Annotated in this window: 16 protein-coding genes; 8 read left to right on the top strand and 8 right to left on the bottom strand. The window is 45.6% G+C overall.

Going from position 1 to position 18,104, the window contains the following annotated elements; translation table 11 throughout:
• Position 1: 1 nt before the first annotated feature.
• Complete coding sequence (locus ACN5NT_RS12100) at positions 2 to 1,486, top strand: GNAT family N-acetyltransferase (protein ID WP_419175602.1); 1,485 nt, start codon at positions 2 to 4, stop codon at positions 1,484 to 1,486.
• A complete protein-coding gene (locus tag ACN5NT_RS12095; protein ID WP_419175601.1) occupies positions 1,459 to 1,908 on the top strand; it encodes an ASCH domain-containing protein in 450 nt (149 codons plus the stop codon). Before ACN5NT_RS12100 ends, ACN5NT_RS12095 begins: the two co-directional genes overlap by 28 nt.
• A 455-nt stretch (positions 1,909 to 2,363) precedes the next feature.
• Here the strand turns inward: ACN5NT_RS12095 and ACN5NT_RS12090 are convergent, their stop codons facing one another.
• The 5 genes from ACN5NT_RS12090 to ACN5NT_RS12070 form a co-directional block, all read right to left on the bottom strand.
• The gene (locus ACN5NT_RS12090; RefSeq protein ID WP_136799735.1) at positions 2,364 to 2,705 is read right to left on the bottom strand and encodes an IscA/HesB family protein; all 342 of its coding nucleotides are present in this window, start codon (positions 2,703 to 2,705) and stop codon (positions 2,364 to 2,366) included.
• Positions 2,706 to 2,797: 92 nt separating this feature from the next.
• Positions 2,798 to 3,139: a carboxymuconolactone decarboxylase family protein gene (locus tag ACN5NT_RS12085; RefSeq protein ID WP_419175600.1), complete on the bottom strand. Its 342-nt coding sequence runs from the start codon at positions 3,137 to 3,139 to the stop codon at positions 2,798 to 2,800.
• 433 nt (positions 3,140 to 3,572) lie between these two features.
• Positions 3,573 to 5,129: a xanthine/uracil/vitamin C permease gene (locus ACN5NT_RS12080; RefSeq protein WP_419175599.1), complete on the bottom strand. Its 1,557-nt coding sequence runs from the start codon at positions 5,127 to 5,129 to the stop codon at positions 3,573 to 3,575.
• Between the two features lie 29 nt (positions 5,130 to 5,158).
• On the bottom strand, positions 5,159 to 6,889 hold the full coding sequence (ade, locus tag ACN5NT_RS12075; RefSeq protein WP_419175598.1) for an adenine deaminase: 1,731 nt from the start codon (positions 6,887 to 6,889) through the stop codon (positions 5,159 to 5,161).
• A gap of 11 nt (positions 6,890 to 6,900) precedes the next feature.
• Positions 6,901 to 8,685: an adenine deaminase gene (locus ACN5NT_RS12070; RefSeq protein ID WP_419175597.1), complete on the bottom strand. Its 1,785-nt coding sequence runs from the start codon at positions 8,683 to 8,685 to the stop codon at positions 6,901 to 6,903.
• Between the two features lie 670 nt (positions 8,686 to 9,355).
• Between ACN5NT_RS12070 and ACN5NT_RS12065 the strand changes: the two genes are divergently transcribed.
• The 4 genes from ACN5NT_RS12065 to melA all read left to right on the top strand — a co-directional run bounded on the left by ACN5NT_RS12065 (position 9,356) and on the right by melA (position 13,555).
• On the top strand, positions 9,356 to 10,354 hold the full coding sequence (locus ACN5NT_RS12065) for a substrate-binding domain-containing protein (protein ID WP_419175596.1): 999 nt from the start codon (positions 9,356 to 9,358) through the stop codon (positions 10,352 to 10,354).
• A 62-nt stretch (positions 10,355 to 10,416) separates the two neighbouring features.
• Positions 10,417 to 11,187, top strand: a complete 771-nt coding sequence (locus tag ACN5NT_RS12060) for an ATP-binding cassette domain-containing protein (RefSeq protein ID WP_419175595.1) — start codon at positions 10,417 to 10,419, stop codon at positions 11,185 to 11,187.
• Positions 11,188 to 11,196: 9 nt separating this feature from the next.
• Positions 11,197 to 12,162 (top strand): ABC transporter permease, encoded by a 966-nt coding sequence (locus ACN5NT_RS12055; RefSeq protein ID WP_419175594.1) that lies wholly within the window; start codon positions 11,197 to 11,199, stop codon positions 12,160 to 12,162.
• 31 nt (positions 12,163 to 12,193) lie between these two features.
• The gene (gene melA / locus ACN5NT_RS12050) at positions 12,194 to 13,555 is read left to right on the top strand and encodes an alpha-galactosidase (protein ID WP_419175593.1); all 1,362 of its coding nucleotides are present in this window, start codon (positions 12,194 to 12,196) and stop codon (positions 13,553 to 13,555) included.
• 173 nt (positions 13,556 to 13,728) lie between these two features.
• On the opposite strand, the gene ACN5NT_RS12045 is transcribed toward melA, so the two are convergent.
• On the bottom strand, positions 13,729 to 14,184 hold the full coding sequence (locus tag ACN5NT_RS12045; protein WP_419175592.1) for a hypothetical protein: 456 nt from the start codon (positions 14,182 to 14,184) through the stop codon (positions 13,729 to 13,731).
• Between the two features lie 182 nt (positions 14,185 to 14,366).
• Between ACN5NT_RS12045 and ACN5NT_RS12040 the strand changes: the two genes are divergently transcribed.
• Positions 14,367 to 14,666 (top strand): hypothetical protein, encoded by a 300-nt coding sequence (locus ACN5NT_RS12040; protein WP_419175591.1) that lies wholly within the window; start codon positions 14,367 to 14,369, stop codon positions 14,664 to 14,666.
• A gap of 217 nt (positions 14,667 to 14,883) precedes the next feature.
• Here ACN5NT_RS12040 and ACN5NT_RS12035 read toward each other — a convergent pair whose 3' ends face one another.
• Together ACN5NT_RS12035 and ACN5NT_RS12030 are read right to left on the bottom strand one after the other, a co-directional pair.
• The gene (locus ACN5NT_RS12035; RefSeq protein ID WP_419175590.1) at positions 14,884 to 15,774 is read right to left on the bottom strand and encodes a DMT family transporter; all 891 of its coding nucleotides are present in this window, start codon (positions 15,772 to 15,774) and stop codon (positions 14,884 to 14,886) included.
• Positions 15,775 to 16,273: 499 nt separating this feature from the next.
• Positions 16,274 to 16,627 carry a Lar family restriction alleviation protein gene (locus ACN5NT_RS12030; protein WP_419175589.1) on the bottom strand — a complete coding sequence of 118 codons (354 nt, stop codon included), beginning with the start codon at positions 16,625 to 16,627 and terminating at the stop codon, positions 16,274 to 16,276.
• A gap of 125 nt (positions 16,628 to 16,752) precedes the next feature.
• Here ACN5NT_RS12030 and ACN5NT_RS12025 point away from each other — a divergent pair, with 125 nt between their 5' ends.
• Complete coding sequence (locus tag ACN5NT_RS12025; RefSeq protein WP_136799722.1) at positions 16,753 to 18,099, top strand: cation diffusion facilitator family transporter; 1,347 nt, start codon at positions 16,753 to 16,755, stop codon at positions 18,097 to 18,099.
• Positions 18,100 to 18,104 lie beyond the last annotated feature (5 nt).

The raw sequence follows: 18,104 nt of genomic DNA, 5'->3' as shown, positions 1-18,104 counted from the left end.
GATGAAATATCTATTAGATACTAATATTGTTATCCCCTTAGAGCCGACGTCAAACCAGGATCTTGAGGCTAATACTGTCCGGGCCATGAAGCTACTAAGCCTTTGCACTGAAGTAAGTCAGCAAGTCTTCATACACCCCGCAATTACTTACGACATCCAAAAAGATAAAAATACAAAGAGAAAGAACCTTAGGCTGACAACCATTCAAAGATATCCTGTTCTGGATTCCCCACCCTCCGCGACCACTCTTAACCCCTCTATTATTCCTCTACCAAAAGCAGGTACCAACGACTGGGTAGACCATCACCTGTTGGCAGCGCTACAAGGAGATCTAGTTGATTACCTTGTAACAGAAGATATTGGCATCCACAAAAAAGGCAAAAAGCTTGGTATTGATTCTCGAATCCTGCTTTTACATGATGCTATTGCCCTTGTTCAAGATCTTTTTGATGATTCTCCACCTCCTCCACCTACAGTAAAATGTAAAAAGGTATACTCGCTTGATACGAGTGACCCAATTTTTAATTCGCTACGGTCAGATTATGGTGTAACCGCTTTTGATAATTGGCTTGTAAAATGTAAAAAAAATCACAGGGAGGCATATGTTGTCGAAACCGACTCAGGTAAGCTTGCAGGTATTGTAATATTAAAGCCCGAGAAGGCATTACCGGACGGAACAGAGGGCAAAGTACTAAAGATCTGCACGTTCAAAGTTTCTGAATCACACAGTGGGAATAGATTAGGTGAATTGCTTTTAAAGCCAGTTTTTGAATATCTCAGAAAAAATGGATATGATTTTGCGTATTTTACAGCATTCAAAAAGCAGCAGCCGCTTATTGAATTCGCTCATGACTTTGGTTTCAATATCATTCCAAACCTTGATTCCCCTAATGAATTGGCACTTTGTAAGACTATAAAATATTCAAAAGAAGATTTGATTAGCCTAAGCCCTCTGGATCTGCATATTCGATTCGGCCCTCATCTTACCTCTTTCAACGGCAACAGGTCTTTTGTTGTCCCTATAAAACCTGAGTACCATAAAGTTCTGTTTCCTGAGATTGGGCCAATTCAGCAATCTCTCTTCTCGGTTCCGCAAAAACCATGTGGAAATAGCATCCGTAAAGCCTATCTATGTCATTCGTCGATAAAAAAAATTAAGCAAGGAGATAACCTATTTTTTTATCGATCAAATTATGCTTCAGCAATGACCTGCGTTGGAATCGTTGAGGGGACACTACGGTCTTCAGATCCCTCAAGTATCGCACAATTTGTTGGAAAACGAACTGTATACTCATATGCAGAGATTGAGAAATTGTGTCAGCATAACGAAGTGTTGGCAATACGTTTTAGAACAGTTTGTCAGTTTGATTCAAAGATTACCCTGCGTACCCTGAAATCCAATGGTATAATCAAAGGTCAGCCACAATCAATCACCGAATTAAGAGAGTCAGGCATTCAATGGATAAGGCAGCAAATAAAAATGTAATAATGATTTCAATACATCCTCAGTTTGCCAAGGCAATCTTCAGAGGTGAAAAGACGGTTGAGTTCCGCAAATTTAACATCCCTAGACATGTTGAATTTGTTGTCCTGTATGTGACGGCCCCGGAGAGTAAAATCGTAGGCTACTTCAAAGTGAAAGATGTTATTGAAGACGATGCACCTGCATTGTGGAGGCGTTTTAAGGATGTATCCGGCACAACTAAGGAGTTCTTCTTCAAGTATTACGGTGAACAAGGTAAAGGTAGATGCTTTCTGGTTGATGATGTAAATGTTCTTCAGAACCCCATCTCTCTTGATAATTTCAACGGTGGAAAAGGTAGGCCGCCACAGTCGTTTTCTTATGTCGACAAAGCAGCTTGGGGAAATTTAAAGAGACGTAAGAAGAAACTCTCCCCCATCTCCTAACCACGCGCCGTTTGGTATTTCGAGACAGACCACGATTGATTCTGACTCTCCTCTTTGCATGATGCTGTAGGGATGACGTGGTTAAGTAAAAATCACAATAATTCAAATTATTGGAAAATTTCTGTTCAAGAACTTATCTAAAGGGTGTGTGTGGCAATCTCTCCAGCCATCAGTTTCACTCTAAACAATGGTCTGGCCCCGGTATTTGTATTTGTATAATATTCGTTAGACATGATGAAGCTAACTCTTAATCGGCTCTAGTTTTCACAGAATGTGATTATAAGGGTGCCCAGAACAAGGCTGTTTTAGAGGTGAACAAGAGGAAGGTGGTATATAGGTAGTACTGGAAGAATTTCTGATCTTCGATATGGCAATTTCAACTAGATGCGGGTAAGCGGCGGGCCGCCCAGGGCGCCCTCAGCTTACCCGTTGGTGAGGTGTGTATCCTCATTCGGTCAACAACTGCATCCACCTGTTCCGCAGGATGTGGAGTTGCATCCGCCCCCTGTAGTTGGCAATGGCTTTGTCGTGCTGATGCTGAAACCGGATTTTGCACCGGCCTCCACATAATCTACGGTTATGGAACCGCACTGCTCAAGCAGGATTTTCTCCACCAGAAAGGTAATCTCGTTTTTTTTGAAGGACTCATCAGTCGCTTTCTCGTCATCCAGAGCAAGGCCGAGCGTCTGACCTGCGCATCCCCCAGGTAAAAGTGCCACCCTGAGAGGTGAAGAGATATTATTGGCTTGCAAATATTCGTGCAGTTTATCGACCGCGAGATCGCTAACGTTTAACATGGTTTTCACTCTGGTAAAGTTGATTGGTTATCTGGATGTTATGAAATGTAATTGATATTCCGCCACTTTCGACCAGTGTCTTCTCTTTTAAGTTATTTCGCAAATTCATCCAGACACTCCAGCAACAACGTTGCGCTGGATCCAAGAACAGGGCCACCGCCAAAAACCATTGCCATGCCCGCAGCCTCGAGTATCTCCTCCCGGGTACAGCCTGCCTCAAGGGCCTTTTGGCAGTGAACGGCGATACATTCGGGGCAGCGCGTATACAATGCGACGCCGATTGCCACAAGTTCCTTCTCTCGGTAGGTCAATGCGCCGTCTTTGGCGGCAGCTCCCATAAAGCCAGCCATGGCGGGGATTGTCTCGGGCATTGCATCGGTCAGGGTTCCCATTCCTTTCTTGAAGTGCTGGACTATCTCTCTTGCGTTTGTCATTTTATTTTCCTTGCCGGTTATTGATTCATGCTTGTCCATTAGGTTTACTTCTACTGTTTCCCCGAACCCGGACACTACTGGGCGAAAAGCAGGGAGTTGTTGACAGTACTTTCTGTGAGTACTGTGCATTCTGCAAAACTCCCTGATGCTAAAATAAATTTACCGATGTGGCAAATAGGAAAAAACTATAGATCACTACCTATCCATCACATGAGACCGGCTTGAGGGTACAGCTCCGCTTGAGCTTCGACAATACATATCATTGATGACCCAATTCATGTTTTAGGTGGGATCATACCTGTCGTAACTGGTCAAAAGGGGAGTGGTATTTGGCAGCGAGTGTCTGAGCAAAAAAAAGCAGAAAGTGATGTCAAACATCACTTTCTGCTTAAAGGAAAGACGTTGTATTCAACTGGTGTGGCGTTACCTGCTGTTACACATAGTCAAAGTCTTTATCTGAATCAAACCATTTGTCACGACCTGTATGCAGCAGCAGACAGATACAACCCATAATGATGTAGGCAAGAACAAATGGAGATGTCGGGTAGAATCCAAGCAATGCGCTGTGGATCAGACCGAACATGGAAAGACCAGCCGCTGCAAATGCGACAATACCAGCTTTATCGAGACGTCGATCGATAACAGCCACCACAAAGGTGCCCAGGATAATTCCGATAATGATGGACCCGGCCTTAACCGCAGGCACACCATTCCACATAACGCCTGCTTCCAGCAGATTCTGGGTCAGTTCTGCCCCATAACCTGAAAGCCCTGATGGCTGAGGCTCCGCCCAGACGCCGGTGGTGCCGACAGCACCTGTAACCTGGGTGTAGAGGTAATCTGCAATCGGCGGAACCATGGCAATACCGACACCTGCATAGTGCTTGGGCTCACAGGCCCTGAAAGCCTGTGAAAGCATGATGGTTGCACACCAGAGATAGGTGATGGCGGCTACGGCCGGCGGTACCAGACCGCTGAAAAAGGTAAACAAACCAAAAACACCGGAAAGGCCAAGCAGGAGACCACCAACCCATGAAAAGCCGATACATGCACCGGCCTTTTTAAGACCAGCGTGTCCAAGCCATACGGTATTCGGGACAACACCACCGAAGAGGGCAGAGATCATGGTTGCGATACCATCTGCAAACTGTGCCTCTCGCACATTATAGTTGTCGCCAGCTGCATTTGCCGATTCGACATTATCCATGGTCTCAATGAAGTTATATACTTCGATTGGGATAATTACCGAGAGATAGGGAAGCACTATGGCAAAGCCGCTTAACAGGGCTTCGAAGCCATTTACCGGATTTGGTGCATAGAAGCCTATGCCGCTGAAATCAATTTCGGTTCGACCCAAAATGTAGGCGTAGACAATACCACCGATAATTGCCACTGCAAAAGGTGGGATTTTCTTTGGAAAGAGGTAGCCGCCAAAGAGCCCCATAACGGCAACTGCAAGAATTGGCAGACCGACTATCGGGTCACTATAGAGATCAAATACACCCTGGGTAGACATCCAGATAAAACCGATACCGGCAACGGTACCAAGAAGTGCTGCCCGCGGAATTCTCTTTTTGAGCCATGGACCGATAAAACCACCTAACAGCTCAATGAAACCACCGATAAAACAGGCGGCAACTGCTGCTGCCCACTCAAGCTCGGGATTATCAAGCGCATAATGCAAAGGCATGATCACACCGAACAGAATAACAAACATTGCCGGGGTGGAAACACCTGAAGGCAGAGCAGTCACATCGGTGCGACCGGTTCTTTGGGCAAGACGATGAGCGCTGTAGGCATAATACAAGCCGCTTGCCAGGAGTCCCATAGACAGACCTGGAATAACGCGACCATAAACGATTTCATCCGGCCAGCCAAGAACGCCGGATAATGTAGCAATAACAATAATATAGTTGACTATGTTGTTGGCCAGGATATAGGTCAGACCACCAACATCGCCCTTGCAGAATAAGGGAAGCTTGGTTTTCATTTAATAAATCTCGTTAAATCAATCAGTGTTTATGCTTCAATGGAAATAAAATCAAATTTGGTCACATCAAAGAGACCCATATCTGTCAGTTTTATTTCAGGAATAACAGCAAGTGACATAAAGCAGAGGGTCATCACCGGCTCAACATCAGGGCTTACGGAAAGAACATCGTGGGCCTTTTCATGGATGGCTGTGAGTCGTGCGTCCACCCATTCGCCACTCTGATCACTCATAAGGCCTGCAATCGGCATTGGCATGCTCTCCAGCACCTGCCCATCGTTAACAAGGACAATACCGCCATCCTGAGAAATCAGGGATTCTACGGCAAAAGCCATATCCTTATCATTTACACCTACCACGATGATATTGTGAGAGTCATGGGCCACAGAAAGAGCAATGGCTCCCTGCTTGATTCCATACCCTTGAAGCAAAGCAACAGCTACATTGCCAGTATTTTGATGGCGTTCTACCACGGCAACCTTTACAACGTCCTGCTCCTTGTTGTAGACAAATTCGTTGTCACTATTTCTTGCAATCTCGACAACTTCTTTGCTGGTAACCACGCCGCCGGGCAATATATTGATGACATGGGCTTTTTCAGATTGAATAACAAGTTTCAACTTCTCTACAGAAAAGTCTTTAACCTTGAAACTCCCTTTGGTGGAGGCGATATCATGACGTTTGATTTCAGGAAGATAATCTCCTTTATCAGCCACCATCTCTCCATCGACCCATACCTTTTGAACGGTAAAGTCGGTAAGATTGTCAACCAGTACAATATCTGCCTTAAGACCGGGGGCTATGGCGCCACGATCTTTTAAGCCGAAGCATTCAGCCGCATTCAGGGTCGCCATCTGAATAGCCATGATCGGGTCGATTTTTTCCTCAACACAAATGCGCAGGTGATTATCCAAATGGCCGATGCTGAGAATAGTCTTCGGTTGGCAATCATCGGCGCAGAACAAACAGCGTTTGCTGTTTGTCGGGGTAACACCCTTGAGCAGTTCTTTAAGGTCATGGCAGGCTGACCCCTGACGCAGAAGAACGTACATGCCCCGTGCGATACGATCATACATTTCCTCGACAGTAGAACACTCGTGATCTGTTTTGATCTGGGCGCTTGCATAGGCGTTAAGGGCATTGCCGGAAACACCCGGGCTGTGGCCATCAATTGGTTTTCCGGCGTTTTTGGCCACAATCAGTTTATCCAAAACGTCATCGAATCCATTGATAACACCAGGGAAATTCATGAATTCTCCGAGACCAAGCACTTCCTCGCGCTTGATGGGGGCTTTCATAGCCTCTGCATCAATAGTGCAACCGGCATGCTCAAAAGGTGTGGCCGGCACACATGATGGCAACATCATCTGCACATCAAGGGCGGTTTCCTTCGAGGCATCAATCATGTAGTCAAGCCCCTTCAAACCACAAACATTGGCGATCTCATGGGGGTCGGCAATGATGGTGGTTGTACCGTGGGGAACCACCAAGCGGCCCAATTCTTCGGGGCTCACATAGGATGATTCGATATGAATGTGGCTATCGATAAAGCCAGGAGTGGCGTACTGCCCCTCGGCATCCAGCTCGTTTCCGGCGGAATAGTCACCAACACCGGCAATCAGGCCATCGACCACGGCAATATCGCCCTCGATGACCTGGCCGTTATAAACATCGACCACTTTGGCGTTTTTAATGACTAAATCGGCTTCTTCTCGGCCGGCAGCAACGTCTATCAAGTGTTTGAGATCTTTTCTTTCCACGTGTTCACCTCTTACTTGCTTGGATTAAGACCAAGAATCGGGTCGAAGGTTGTGAGAGCAATACAGTCCACTGGGCCCACATCGGTGATTGCGTAATCAGGGATTGCGGTAATAGGTAAAAAGAACATGTACATGAGTGGATCTGGAAGATCGCAGCCAAGGGCGTTTGCTGCTTTTGTCAGCTCTACTTCCCGGGAGGCAATCTCCCGGGCATCCAGATCGCTGACAATGCCGCCAACAGGAAGTGAGAGGAATTCAATGACTTCACCGTCTGCAACGATGACCTGACCACCACCGTTTTCAATGAGGTGATTCACAGCAATGGACATATCGTTTGCATCAGCACCCATAACAACAATGTTGTTATCATCCGGCGCGGCAGAGGAGGCCATGGCACCTTTTTTCAATTTCCAGCCAGAACAGAAGGCTAATGACCTATTGCCATTGCGACCGTATCTTTCGAGCACGGAAACCATCAACACATCTTGTTCAGTATCTGGCTGAACAATGTGATTCTCAACTTTCAAAGTGACATCACGGCGCTTGCGAACAAATGGGCCAACAACATTCATGGAGAGAACGTCTGCCTCACCAGTTTCCATATCAACCCGGTACTCGAAGTCTTTTGGAGTGGTTTTCGCGCACTTCAATTCACTACTGAGGATTGCACTACGCTTTGGAGCCTTGAGTTCATAGGTGAGTTCTTTGTTTTGCGCAACAAATTTGCCGTCTGTGAGAACAGCATCAACATTAAAGCTCTCAGGGCTATCTACCAGCACGATATCGGCAATTTTACCAGGAGTAATAGAACCGACTAAGTGATCTATTCTATAGGCTTCGGCACTGTTAATAGTCGCCATTTGGATTGCGATCATTGGCTCGACACCTTCTTTGATAGCAAGGCGAACCACATGATCCATATGGCCTTTTTCTAATACATCGGTGGCTGTTACATCATCGGTACAAAAACTTACCCTTCTCGCAAGCTGTGGGTTTATTTCGGTCACTGCCCGCATATTTTCTTGTAAAAAGTGGGTGACAGAAGACTCGCGGATGAGCATGTGCATGCCGTTACGCATCTTTTCGACAACTTCTTCATGATCATAACTTTCATGGTCAAGTCGTACGCCGGCACAGAGATAACCGTTCAGATCCTTACCTCTCGCCATGGGAGCGCAGCCAAAAATAGGCATTCTGTTGTTATGCGCTTCGGCAAGGGCGCCGAGGGTGTCATCATCTTCTTCAATGACAGCTTCGCGTACAGTTTCCCAAACACCAAAACACTCTGGCCACTGCTGTACTTCTGTGTGAACTTTCTCGGTGAAGTTAAAAGCTACTGTAGATTTCGGGAAAGTATAAGGGGTCTTATATGGGGCTCCCCAAAAGACTTTAAGGGGGCTGTTCTTAATTTCTGCAAAAACTTCCTGAAGACCTTCCATTCCGGAAACGGAAATATATTCATCAAGCCCGGAAACAATACTGGTTGTACCACAGGGAACCACGGCTTTGGCAAAGCTGGTGATGCTTAACTTGCTACACTCACTGTGTAAGTGACCATCAATCAAGCCGGGAACCAGATACTTGCCTGTAGCATCGATTATCTCTGTTTCGGGACCAATGTAATCTTGGACATCACCAATTGCGACGATAATGTCATCATGAATGGCTACATCTGCAGGATATACCTCACTTGACATGACATTGACCAGGTTACCTCCCTGCACAACTCTGTCGGCCGGAACAAGGCCACGGCCTGCACGAATTCGGTGCTTCAACCTATCTTTACTCATTTGCATAAATCCTCCTACATAGAGTTATGAGATAGGCCGTCCATTTCTGGCAAATCAGGCTTCCCGTCCTGCAACACATACCTCGACGAATTTATAACGAGTTTAAGCAGACTTAGGTTAGTCGCTCACAGAAAAAAAGGGTTATACTAAACTTTATCAGGATTTTTTCAATCTTTTTGAAAGAGATCTCTTTTCGACCTAACTTTCAATAAGTGTAGCTTGCCGATTGTTATTTATACAGGTCACTGCCCGGACAAGAGAGGAGAGTTCTTTCAGGAAATTCAGGGGAGCCATCGGAACGAGTTGGAACGAACCAAGAAGACCTCAATTGCAACGCCCTATATGATCGTCAGTCATGACGGCGCAAAACTGAAAGCCCCTTCAAGTGGTGAAGAACCATAATATTATGGTTTCTATTCCTATCTGGTCACATTGATGTGGAAATGTTTGTTTCGACCCTGGAGTAACATGTAGTGATTTTATAAAGATATAACACTACAAGGTTATTTGTTACTTGCTGATAATTAGAGAAAATTATATGTGATAGATCGGCATATCCTATACCATGCTGGGTATTCATTCATTTTAAATATTGGTGTGAAACAACTCCCTCTAGTATTTATTCGGCTGAAAATATTCAGAGTAAAATTTTTTTTTTAACTAAAGGGGGATAGCAATGGGATTTAGAAAAGCGAACGTATTCTTATCATTTTTGGCACTGTTGATTTTCAGCACCAATGCATTTGCGGGAACTGCACTTGAACAAAGCGGTAAAGGATTAAAAATCTGGTTCGATACTGGTGGACCCGTCGGAGGAACCTACAACACCATCGTTCAAAATGGTGCTCAGCAAGCGGCAACTGACCTGGGTTGCGATATCGAATTTATGTACTCCGATTGGAGTCCACAGAAAATGATCGAGAATTTTAAGAAGGCTCTTTCGGCAAATCCAGATGGAATTGTTGTCATGGGACACCCCGGCGACGACGCATTTGCACCTTTTGTCGAAGAAGCAGCTGGCAAGGGAATAATCGTAACTGCGGCCGATACTGAGCTCCCGGCATTAATCGAAAAATATCAGTCAACAGGATTTGGTTATGCCGGTGTCAGCAATTATGCTCGAGGCAAAGCCCTGGCTACCGAAGCGATCAATCGTTTTGGCCTCAAAAATGGCAATAAAGCTCTTGTTTGGGGACTTAAAAGTCAACCAACTCGTGGTTTAAGCTCCAAAGCATTGATTGAAACTTTCGAGAAGGCTGGTTTAGAAGTTGATTATATGGAAATCACCCCGGAAATTGACAAAGATGCAAGCCTCGGCACCCCTGTTATCACAGCATACCTGTCTTCTAATCCCGACTGCGATATTGTGGTTACCGATCACGGCGCTCTCACTGCTCAACTTGAAAACTTTTTTCGTGCCGCTGGTGTTAAACCTGATGAGATCGTAGGGGCAGGATTTAGTTTGTCTCCTGCTACCGCATCAGCAATTAAAACAGGATATGTCGATCTCGTTGGAGACGGCCAGCCATACTTACAAGGCTATCTTCCTGTAATGCAGATTGCTTTATCAAAGCGGTTTGGCTTTTCCGGCCTTGTTATCGAAACAGGTGGCGGATTTGTCCATGCGGACAACGTTGACCTTATCGCTCCACTTGCGAAAAAAGGTTTACGATAACAAACAACACAACTTGAATCAGATAAGGGGCAGAAATACTGTCCCTTATCTTTTGGAGTGTTATGACAGAAGTTCTCAAGGCCGTTTCGATCAATAAGTCATTTGGCCCTATTCAAGCCCTGCAGGATATCAGTTTTTCCATTGATAAAGGGGAAATCGTTGCTCTCATTGGTGATAATGGTGCAGGAAAATCCACAATCATCAAGATTCTCTCCGGGGCATTACGCCCTGACTCCGGGAAGTTATTTATAAATGGCAAAGATGTAGACTTACGCAGCCACACCGTTCGATCAGCCAGATCGCTCGGTATCGAAACTGTTTATCAAGAACGATCTTTGGCAGAAAAGCAACCTCTATGGCGAAACGTATTCGTTGGCCGACATATCAAAAACAAATTCGGGTTTATCCAGGTACAAAAAGAAAAAGAGCTCACCCTTGGCATGTTGAAAAATAGTATTGGCTTAAAAGGTGTTGGAATATCTTCAGAGGCACTTGTCGGTTCATTATCAGGTGGTGAGCGACAAGGTCTTGCCATCAGTCGAGCAATGTATTTTGACTCTCAGCTCACAATTTTAGACGAACCGACAACCGCTCTTTCCATTAAGGAAGTACGACGGGTGTTGGATTTCATTCGTTCAATTCCTGAAAAAGGTAATTCGGCCCTGTTTATTTCTCATAACCTGCACCATATCCATGAAGTTGCTGATCGTTTTGTATTTGTTAACCGTGGAAGAATTGTTCATCAATGTCATCGTAACTCTATGTCCGTGAATGAGCTTTTTGAAAAACTTGAAGAATTATCAATGGCACCAATCCATGAAGACGGAGTTTGAATCATTACTATGAAAATTGAAAACTCTCTCTTCAAATATAGATTTCAAATTGGCATATTGGGTCTTCTTATCAGTCTTCTCAGCCTTTTCATGTTTCTTAGCCCACAGACATTTATGCACCAGCGAATTTACGTTGCATTCATGTCAACTATTCCGTTCCCAACGCTTTTAGCCCTTGGCCTGACCCTTCTCATTATTGCCGGAGAACTGGATTTATCATTTCCCTCCATCATGGTCATTTCCGGTTTGAGCTTTTCTGTCGTTTTTGAGGCAACCGGATGGGCATCATTAGGATTTGTTGCCGCCCTTGCCACAGGTGCTTTCGCTGGATTATGTAACGGCTTGATAGTTGTCAAAATTGGTGTTCCGGCAATCATAGCCACAATCGGGACACAATTTTTCTGGCGTGGAGCAAGCACCCTACTCGCAGATGGATTAGCCCTGAACCTCACCGAAGTCCGTGATACCACTTTTCACCACATCTTTGTCGGCCGTTTGTTCGATTGGATTCCAGCCCAGACTCTCTGGTGTGTTGCCCTGGCCGTTTTGTTCTGGTTTCTCCTGAATCGCCATGTCTTCGGTGACGATATTCGCTTTATAGGTGACGACATAAAGACCGCACAAATGATGGGTGTAGATACTGATAAGGTACGAATTTCACTCTTTGTCCTCATGGGGCTTATCAGCGCATTTACATCAGTAATGGTTTGCCTTGAAATGGCAAACTGGTGGCCGACTCAAGGTGAAGGCTATCTTCTGCTTGTCTTTGCGGCTATTTTTCTTGGCGGAACTTCTGTGTTCGGTGGGCAAGGTACTATCTGGGGAACTGTAATTGGTTCAGTAATAATTGGTATCATAGAGGCCGGTATTATCAGTGCCGGGCTATCAGGATACTGGACACGACTTGTCTATGGTCTGGTTATTATTGTGTCCGTGTCCCTCTATGCGGTAGCTTTCAAAACCAGGCGCATTTAAGACCCAGATTACAACAATTGATAATATTATAATGAAAAAAATCGCAATAATCGGTGCCGGTAGCACCATGTTCACCCGACAACTTCTCTCGTCACTGTACTGCCATAAAGAGCTTGCAGGATTACAGGTTGTACTGGAAGATATTGATACCAAAGCATTGCAAAGATCTTTTGATCTCGCCCGAAAAATGCTTGAGCAAGAAGGCCTCGATCCAAACCTTATCAGCGCTACAAGCAATCCCAGAGAAGCTCTTTCGGGAGCGGATTTTGTGATAAATTGTATCCAGGTTGGTGGGTTGGAACCTTGGAAACTCGATGTTGAAATTCCACGTAAATATGGGGTTGATCAGGAAGTTGGTGATACCTTGGGGCCAGGTGGAATCTTTCGTGCTCTGCGTCACATTCCTGCAGTACTTTCAATCCTGGATGATATGGCAGAACTATGTCCAAACGCCTTGTTCATAAATTATGCCAATCCGCTTGCTCCACTCACATGGGCAGCAACAGAATACTCTGAGATCTCATCAATTGGGCTCTGTTATGGCGTAACCTATACGGTTGCACAGCTTGCGGGCTATATGGGGCTTGGGCCATGGGTTGAACATCCACATAGTCCTGAAGATTGGGATAAACTCATGTATTCACCGATCCCGGATAATATTGATGTTACCTTTGGTGGAATAAACCACATGACATGGATTTTAAAAATCCTTGTTGATGGCATAGACAAAACAAATGAAATTGAAAAGATAATCCATCGAAAAGATATTTACGATGCAGATGGTGTACGCTGTGAGGTGTTTAAACATTTTGGTTACTGGTCCACTGAAAACCACTGGCATTTCACCGATTATGTCCCATATTTTCGAAAAAATGAGGCAATGATCAATAGGTACCTCCCTCGTCGTTGGAACCTGCTGCAGCTTGCCGAAACAATTCATCAGCGCGATAGCAAAAATATCCAGAGACAGCTTGATGGCACACTGCCAATCCGTGTTGAAAAGAGTGTTTTAAATGCTCCAAAAATAATACATGCGATGTGTACTGGCCAAGTTGCCAAAATAAACGGTAACGTAAAAAACAACGGTCTTATAACTAATCTACCATCAGATTGTGTTGTTGAAGTACCAATTTATGTAGACAAAGGTGGTCTACACCCCACAGCAATAGGCGCATTGCCAACTCAATGTGCCGCCCTGAATAAGACAAATATTAATGTTCAGGAGCTTGTGGTTGAAGCTGCCCTCACAAAAAATCTTGATTCTGCGTTTCACGCCCTCTGTTTGGATCCGCTGACAGCTGCTTTATGTACCCTTGATCAAATTAAAGCAATGTTCGATGAACTGCTGGATGCACAACAACAGTGGTTAAAAGGATATTATACGAGAGGTTAGAGGTTAGAGGTGAGGGGTGAGAGGTGAGAAGGAGTAACTACTTAGAGCCCAAACTTTTTCTCTACAAGTCGATTACAATTATTCAAGGGGGAGCCTCCAAGCCAATCGGTCACATCTTACCCCTCAAGTTTATCACCTCATCTTTTCGAGCTGAAGATTATGGGTAATCAGATTTAGTTTTGATCTAACGCTAAATTTTCTGATTTCCAATAATGATCTGTTGAGGTGCTTTTCAACTCTTCGGCAGCCTTGCAGAATTGTTCACTGACCAGCAAGCCTTCGGCAGTAAATAGACCGGTGGCGATACCATAAGCCACCAGCATTCTTTCATACCAATATCCCTGTCCGTTGGTTGGCTCTTTTTCTTTAACACTGTCAAATTTCTGAAAGGCTGCGATGAACTTCTCGCCATTCACCTCGAACCCGTCACAAATATCTGCCACGGCAGCTGCAAAAGCAAGTTTTTGCAGACTTATCTGCTGTTCATCGGTCAGGTAGCTCTGGGTCAGTATGTCAAGTCGCTCCCAGGCAGGGCTGATTTGGTCAAGGACGGGAAGTGGATCGTCTTCCGCCATGCTGCTTGTGGTTGAAATCAAGAGCAGGATGAGTAGAAGGTGCAGAATTTTCATCGCAAGTCTCCTTTTGTTTATCATGATGTTATTTGACCGATCTTAACCATTGGCGGGCTTACATCCACTTGCTGTTTCTCTCTATACCGAATCCATTTATTTCACTACAGCTTCAGGCGCCAGAAAGTGATACGTCACCGTCGATATGGATACCGTCTCGGTGGTGACCGATGGTAGTGGTAATGATTCGGTGGGCGACGATATTGCTTGTGATGATGATGTGGCGGTCGATAGTAGTGGTCGCGATTATTTTCGTGGTAGAGAACAGATCCGGCAAGTGCGGCAGCGCCTACCACCACCATGGTTTTGCCTGGATCATGTTCGTAAGTGCCGCTGTGGGGGTTGTAACTGGTACAGCCGGCGCTCAAACCCAACAGTATAATAGCGGCAGAGGTCACGAAGAGCATGCCTGGGAAGATTTTGACAGTGGGAAGGATCTTCATGGGGTCCTCCATATGGATCTGGTGGTGTTGTTGAGATAAGGTCTTTACTGGAGGAAAACGTATGGACCTGGTGGGAGAAGGTCAAGGTGAGGGAGAGATTTGTTTTCCCCAGATGGGCAGGAAACGATACGTGTTCTCTAATCGTGTTCGAGTTCCGTCCTTATCCTGGCACGTTATTCCTCTTCCCTGTCATGCGAGGGTCTAGATAGTGACAAGATAACGTGCATTATGCTTTGCCTGTGACAGGGCTACCTTTTCAAGTGGTGATTGATGCGTTTTGATTTTGATGCGTGACTCTGTTTTCCAGAACTGTTTTGGCTATACCGCTGGCAATGATGAACATACAGCCTGCCATCTGCATGGGACTGAGTGTCTCATGAAACATGGTCCAGCCAAAAATCACCACCGCCACAGGTTCGCTGTAGGCAATGGTTCCGAAAACCGCTACAGGTAAACGGCTGAGGGCAATAATGGCGAACAGAATTGCCAGAAAGCCCGGGAAAAAGCCGATGGCCAGCAGCCAGCCACTTTGCCCTATATTCACCTCATCAAGAGAAAAGATGACCAGTGGTATCATCACGCAACCGCCGACAAAGAGCTGCCAGAAGGTGCGGGTATAGACATGAATGCCTGGGTCGATGATCCGGTTGATGAGGATAAAGCCTGCATAGCACGCCAGAGCCAGAACCCCTAAACCGATGCCGATGAGCTCGTCGCTACCTTGAGTGATATCGATCCTGAACTCCATCATCATCGCAAAACCGAAGAGTGCAATGCAAATCAGGCCAAGTGCGGCTTTGTTCAGCCGCTCTCCGAGAAAGAAATGGGCCGTAATTGAGGCCGCAAGCGGGGCCAGATAAATCAGCATAATTGCGTTGGCCATGGAAGTGTAATTCATGGCCTGAACATAAAAGATAATAAACCCTGCCAGAAAACCGCCATTGACGATAACTGGCCAGGAGGGCCAGACCCTCGCCAGTCGAATTTTTCCGACAGCGACCAGGAAAAGCAGCATGAAGGCGGAGCCCAGAATCAGCCTGAAAAAGGTTATGATTTCGGCGGACAGGCCAGTATGTTTGGAAAATACCCCGATAGTCCCCATCAGGATTGCGGATAAAAAAGCGTAGAGAAATGCAGCACTATTCATAAAAAATCACGTTAAACAAAAGGGTCAGAGTAATATCAAAAACTACCCCATCAAATATGTCCCGGTATCAGCAGCAACAATCGAACGTGTATCACTTACCCATTCCGTCCGTACTACTGCAACGTTGTTTCCTTCAGGTAGTGCAGAGCCTGTAGCAATAAAGTGCTTACCCTTTCCACCCCTGAGGTAATCAACTCCCAGATCAATGGTTCCTACCTCTCAGAGGCGCCCGGGTATTCAACCAGATCTTTGTTCCCCTGCCATTCCGGGGCATTGCCGTGTGTATTGTCGAATGAGTGAAAATATGTAGGGCACAAACATCTTTATTCCAGCAAAAGAACAAAATCAAGTCTATAGCCAATGATTTCATTTTCCAGGGCCGGTACAATTCCATGGGGCAGGGATCAATAATATTTCAGGGACAGACCTCAGGCTGCTGTAGCAGCACGTTGGCCTGTTGGCAGCGGTGTATTTTGGGTATGATATCGATTTTTTAGACCTATATGCTTGGCTTCATCCCCTCCAGCCATGCATCAATCTCGGCCAGGCTTTGCAGGACCTTTTTAAGCTGTTGATCTTGAACTTCGGCATGTCCTTCAACAATGGCATTCTTGAGCGCATCTTTTACTGTCAAAATTGCCTTCAGGGGGATAGCACGAGAATTCCAGGCTGCAGCAGCTTCCTCCTTGCTCTTGAACCAGGCATCAATCCAACCCTCTATGAAGCAACCGTCATTTGCACACCCAGGATTAAATCTTGAGTGAGACCCGCCAAGAGCCGGAACTTCATGAAACTCATAAAGCTTTGCCTCACTCCCGCAAAAGGGGCAGGGGCTCAAACTGAATGTTGTCATATTTAATGCTCCTCTTTGGTTTGGCCTTTTAGCTCAAACCTCACCCGCCCATAAGTCCTGGGCAGCCCAGAATTGCAATCTTTTTTGCCGATTGGGATAATAGGTGCAGTAGCAGGTTTTCTCTCATGCCGAATTTGACTCAAGGTGATAGGGCGACGATTGACGTAATCCTCCTGGGTATGCGCCATTCGGTCCAGCCCCAATTTCTTAAGGGAAGCCTCATGGAGATTTCAGAGAAAACAGCTTTCCTTTCTATTTTAGCGAACTTCATTCTTGTGGCCATTAAAATCATTGTCGCACTATTTTCGGGTAGTCTGGCGGTTAAAGCTGATGCTCTGCATTCAGTGACAGATGTTATCTCATCTGTTGTCATTTTGATCGGTATCAAGATATCAAAGCGCCGCTCTCGTCATTTTCCATACGGACTTTATAAAGTTGAAAACCTTATAGCCATGGGTACCTCTCTGCTCATTGCAGTGGCAGGCTATGAAATCGGCAGAGAGGTTTTTTCTGCTTCACCACGTGACTTACCAACAAATATCCCCCAGGCAATTGCAGGGATTTCTCTCACTATCTGCATAGCTTTTCTTTTTTCCTGTTATGAATTGCGAAAGGGGAGAGAAGCCCTGTCGCCAAGCCTGGTGGCTGACGCGCAGCACATTTTGTCTGACGTGTTCTCTTCTCTGGTAATTCTGACAGCACTTATCGGCAGCGCCTCAGGCTTTAATATAGACCGATACTGTGCGGTGATTGTCATCTTCTTTATTGTGCGCTCTGCGGCTTCCATTTTCATTAATTCGATGCGGGTTCTTCTGGATGCTTCTCTTGACTATGACACTATGACCCGGATTCGTGAACTGGTCCTCTCCGATGCCCGGGTAAGGAAAATCAACGGATTGTGGGGGCGGAATGCAGGGAGATACAAGTTTGTCGAGCTTGATCTGACTCTGTGCGTGAAAGACCTGGAGAAAGGTCACAGGATAGCTGAGGAAATTGAAAACAGGATTAAAATGAACATTAAGCAGGTAGATCGGGTGCTCATCCATTACCAGCCTGAGGTTCATGATCATTTTGTGCTGGCAGCACCATTACAAACGGACCGCAAGACTCTGTCAGAACATTTTGGCGGGGCGCCTCTGTTTCATATTCTTCATTTTACCCTTGATACCGGAAGAGTTACCGATGAGCATGTTCTGGTAAATCCCCATGCAAATGAGGAGAAAGGCAGGGGAATAAAAACAGCCAACTGGCTATTACGATCCGGAATCGACATTTTGATTACAAATCACGATCAGACCGGTAAAGGTCCGGCCCTTGTATTCGGTAATGCGGGGGTGGAAATTCTTCTTACCAGAGAAACACAGGCAGCGGTTGCGATGAACTCGGTCAGAGAAAACATCCTTACGGAGTTAACTGACTATCAGGGCGCTGAATATAAGGAATATGCTACCGGCTCACAATTGGCAGGCTGATCGGG

The sequence above is a fragment of the Desulfosediminicola sp. genome (assembly GCF_048381775.1).
Classification (GTDB): Bacteria; Desulfobacterota; Desulfobulbia; order Desulfobulbales; family Desulfocapsaceae; genus Desulfopila; species Desulfopila ganghwensis.
Note: the sequence above shows the minus strand (reverse complement) of the source record. Positions and strands in the feature narration are given on the sequence as shown.

Coding starts and splice junctions, on each gene's coding strand:
- ACN5NT_RS12100 (WP_419175602.1), top strand. CDS start 2: ATGAAATATCTATTAGATACTAATATTGTTATCCCCTTAGAGCCGACG.
- ACN5NT_RS12095 (WP_419175601.1), top strand. CDS start 1,459: ATGGATAAGGCAGCAAATAAAAATGTAATAATGATTTCAATACATCCT.
- ACN5NT_RS12090 (WP_136799735.1), bottom strand. CDS start 2,705: ATGTTAAACGTTAGCGATCTCGCGGTCGATAAACTGCACGAATATTTG.
- ACN5NT_RS12085 (WP_419175600.1), bottom strand. CDS start 3,139: ATGACAAACGCAAGAGAGATAGTCCAGCACTTCAAGAAAGGAATGGGA.
- ACN5NT_RS12080 (WP_419175599.1), bottom strand. CDS start 5,129: ATGAAAACCAAGCTTCCCTTATTCTGCAAGGGCGATGTTGGTGGTCTG.
- ACN5NT_RS12070 (WP_419175597.1), bottom strand. CDS start 8,685: ATGCAAATGAGTAAAGATAGGTTGAAGCACCGAATTCGTGCAGGCCGT.
- ACN5NT_RS12065 (WP_419175596.1), top strand. CDS start 9,356: ATGGGATTTAGAAAAGCGAACGTATTCTTATCATTTTTGGCACTGTTG.
- ACN5NT_RS12060 (WP_419175595.1), top strand. CDS start 10,417: ATGACAGAAGTTCTCAAGGCCGTTTCGATCAATAAGTCATTTGGCCCT.
- ACN5NT_RS12055 (WP_419175594.1), top strand. CDS start 11,197: ATGAAAATTGAAAACTCTCTCTTCAAATATAGATTTCAAATTGGCATA.
- melA (WP_419175593.1), top strand. CDS start 12,194: ATGAAAAAAATCGCAATAATCGGTGCCGGTAGCACCATGTTCACCCGA.
- ACN5NT_RS12045 (WP_419175592.1), bottom strand. CDS start 14,184: ATGAAAATTCTGCACCTTCTACTCATCCTGCTCTTGATTTCAACCACA.
- ACN5NT_RS12040 (WP_419175591.1), top strand. CDS start 14,367: ATGATTCGGTGGGCGACGATATTGCTTGTGATGATGATGTGGCGGTCG.
- ACN5NT_RS12035 (WP_419175590.1), bottom strand. CDS start 15,774: ATGAATAGTGCTGCATTTCTCTACGCTTTTTTATCCGCAATCCTGATG.
- ACN5NT_RS12030 (WP_419175589.1), bottom strand. CDS start 16,627: ATGACAACATTCAGTTTGAGCCCCTGCCCCTTTTGCGGGAGTGAGGCA.
- ACN5NT_RS12025 (WP_136799722.1), top strand. CDS start 16,753: ATGCCGAATTTGACTCAAGGTGATAGGGCGACGATTGACGTAATCCTC.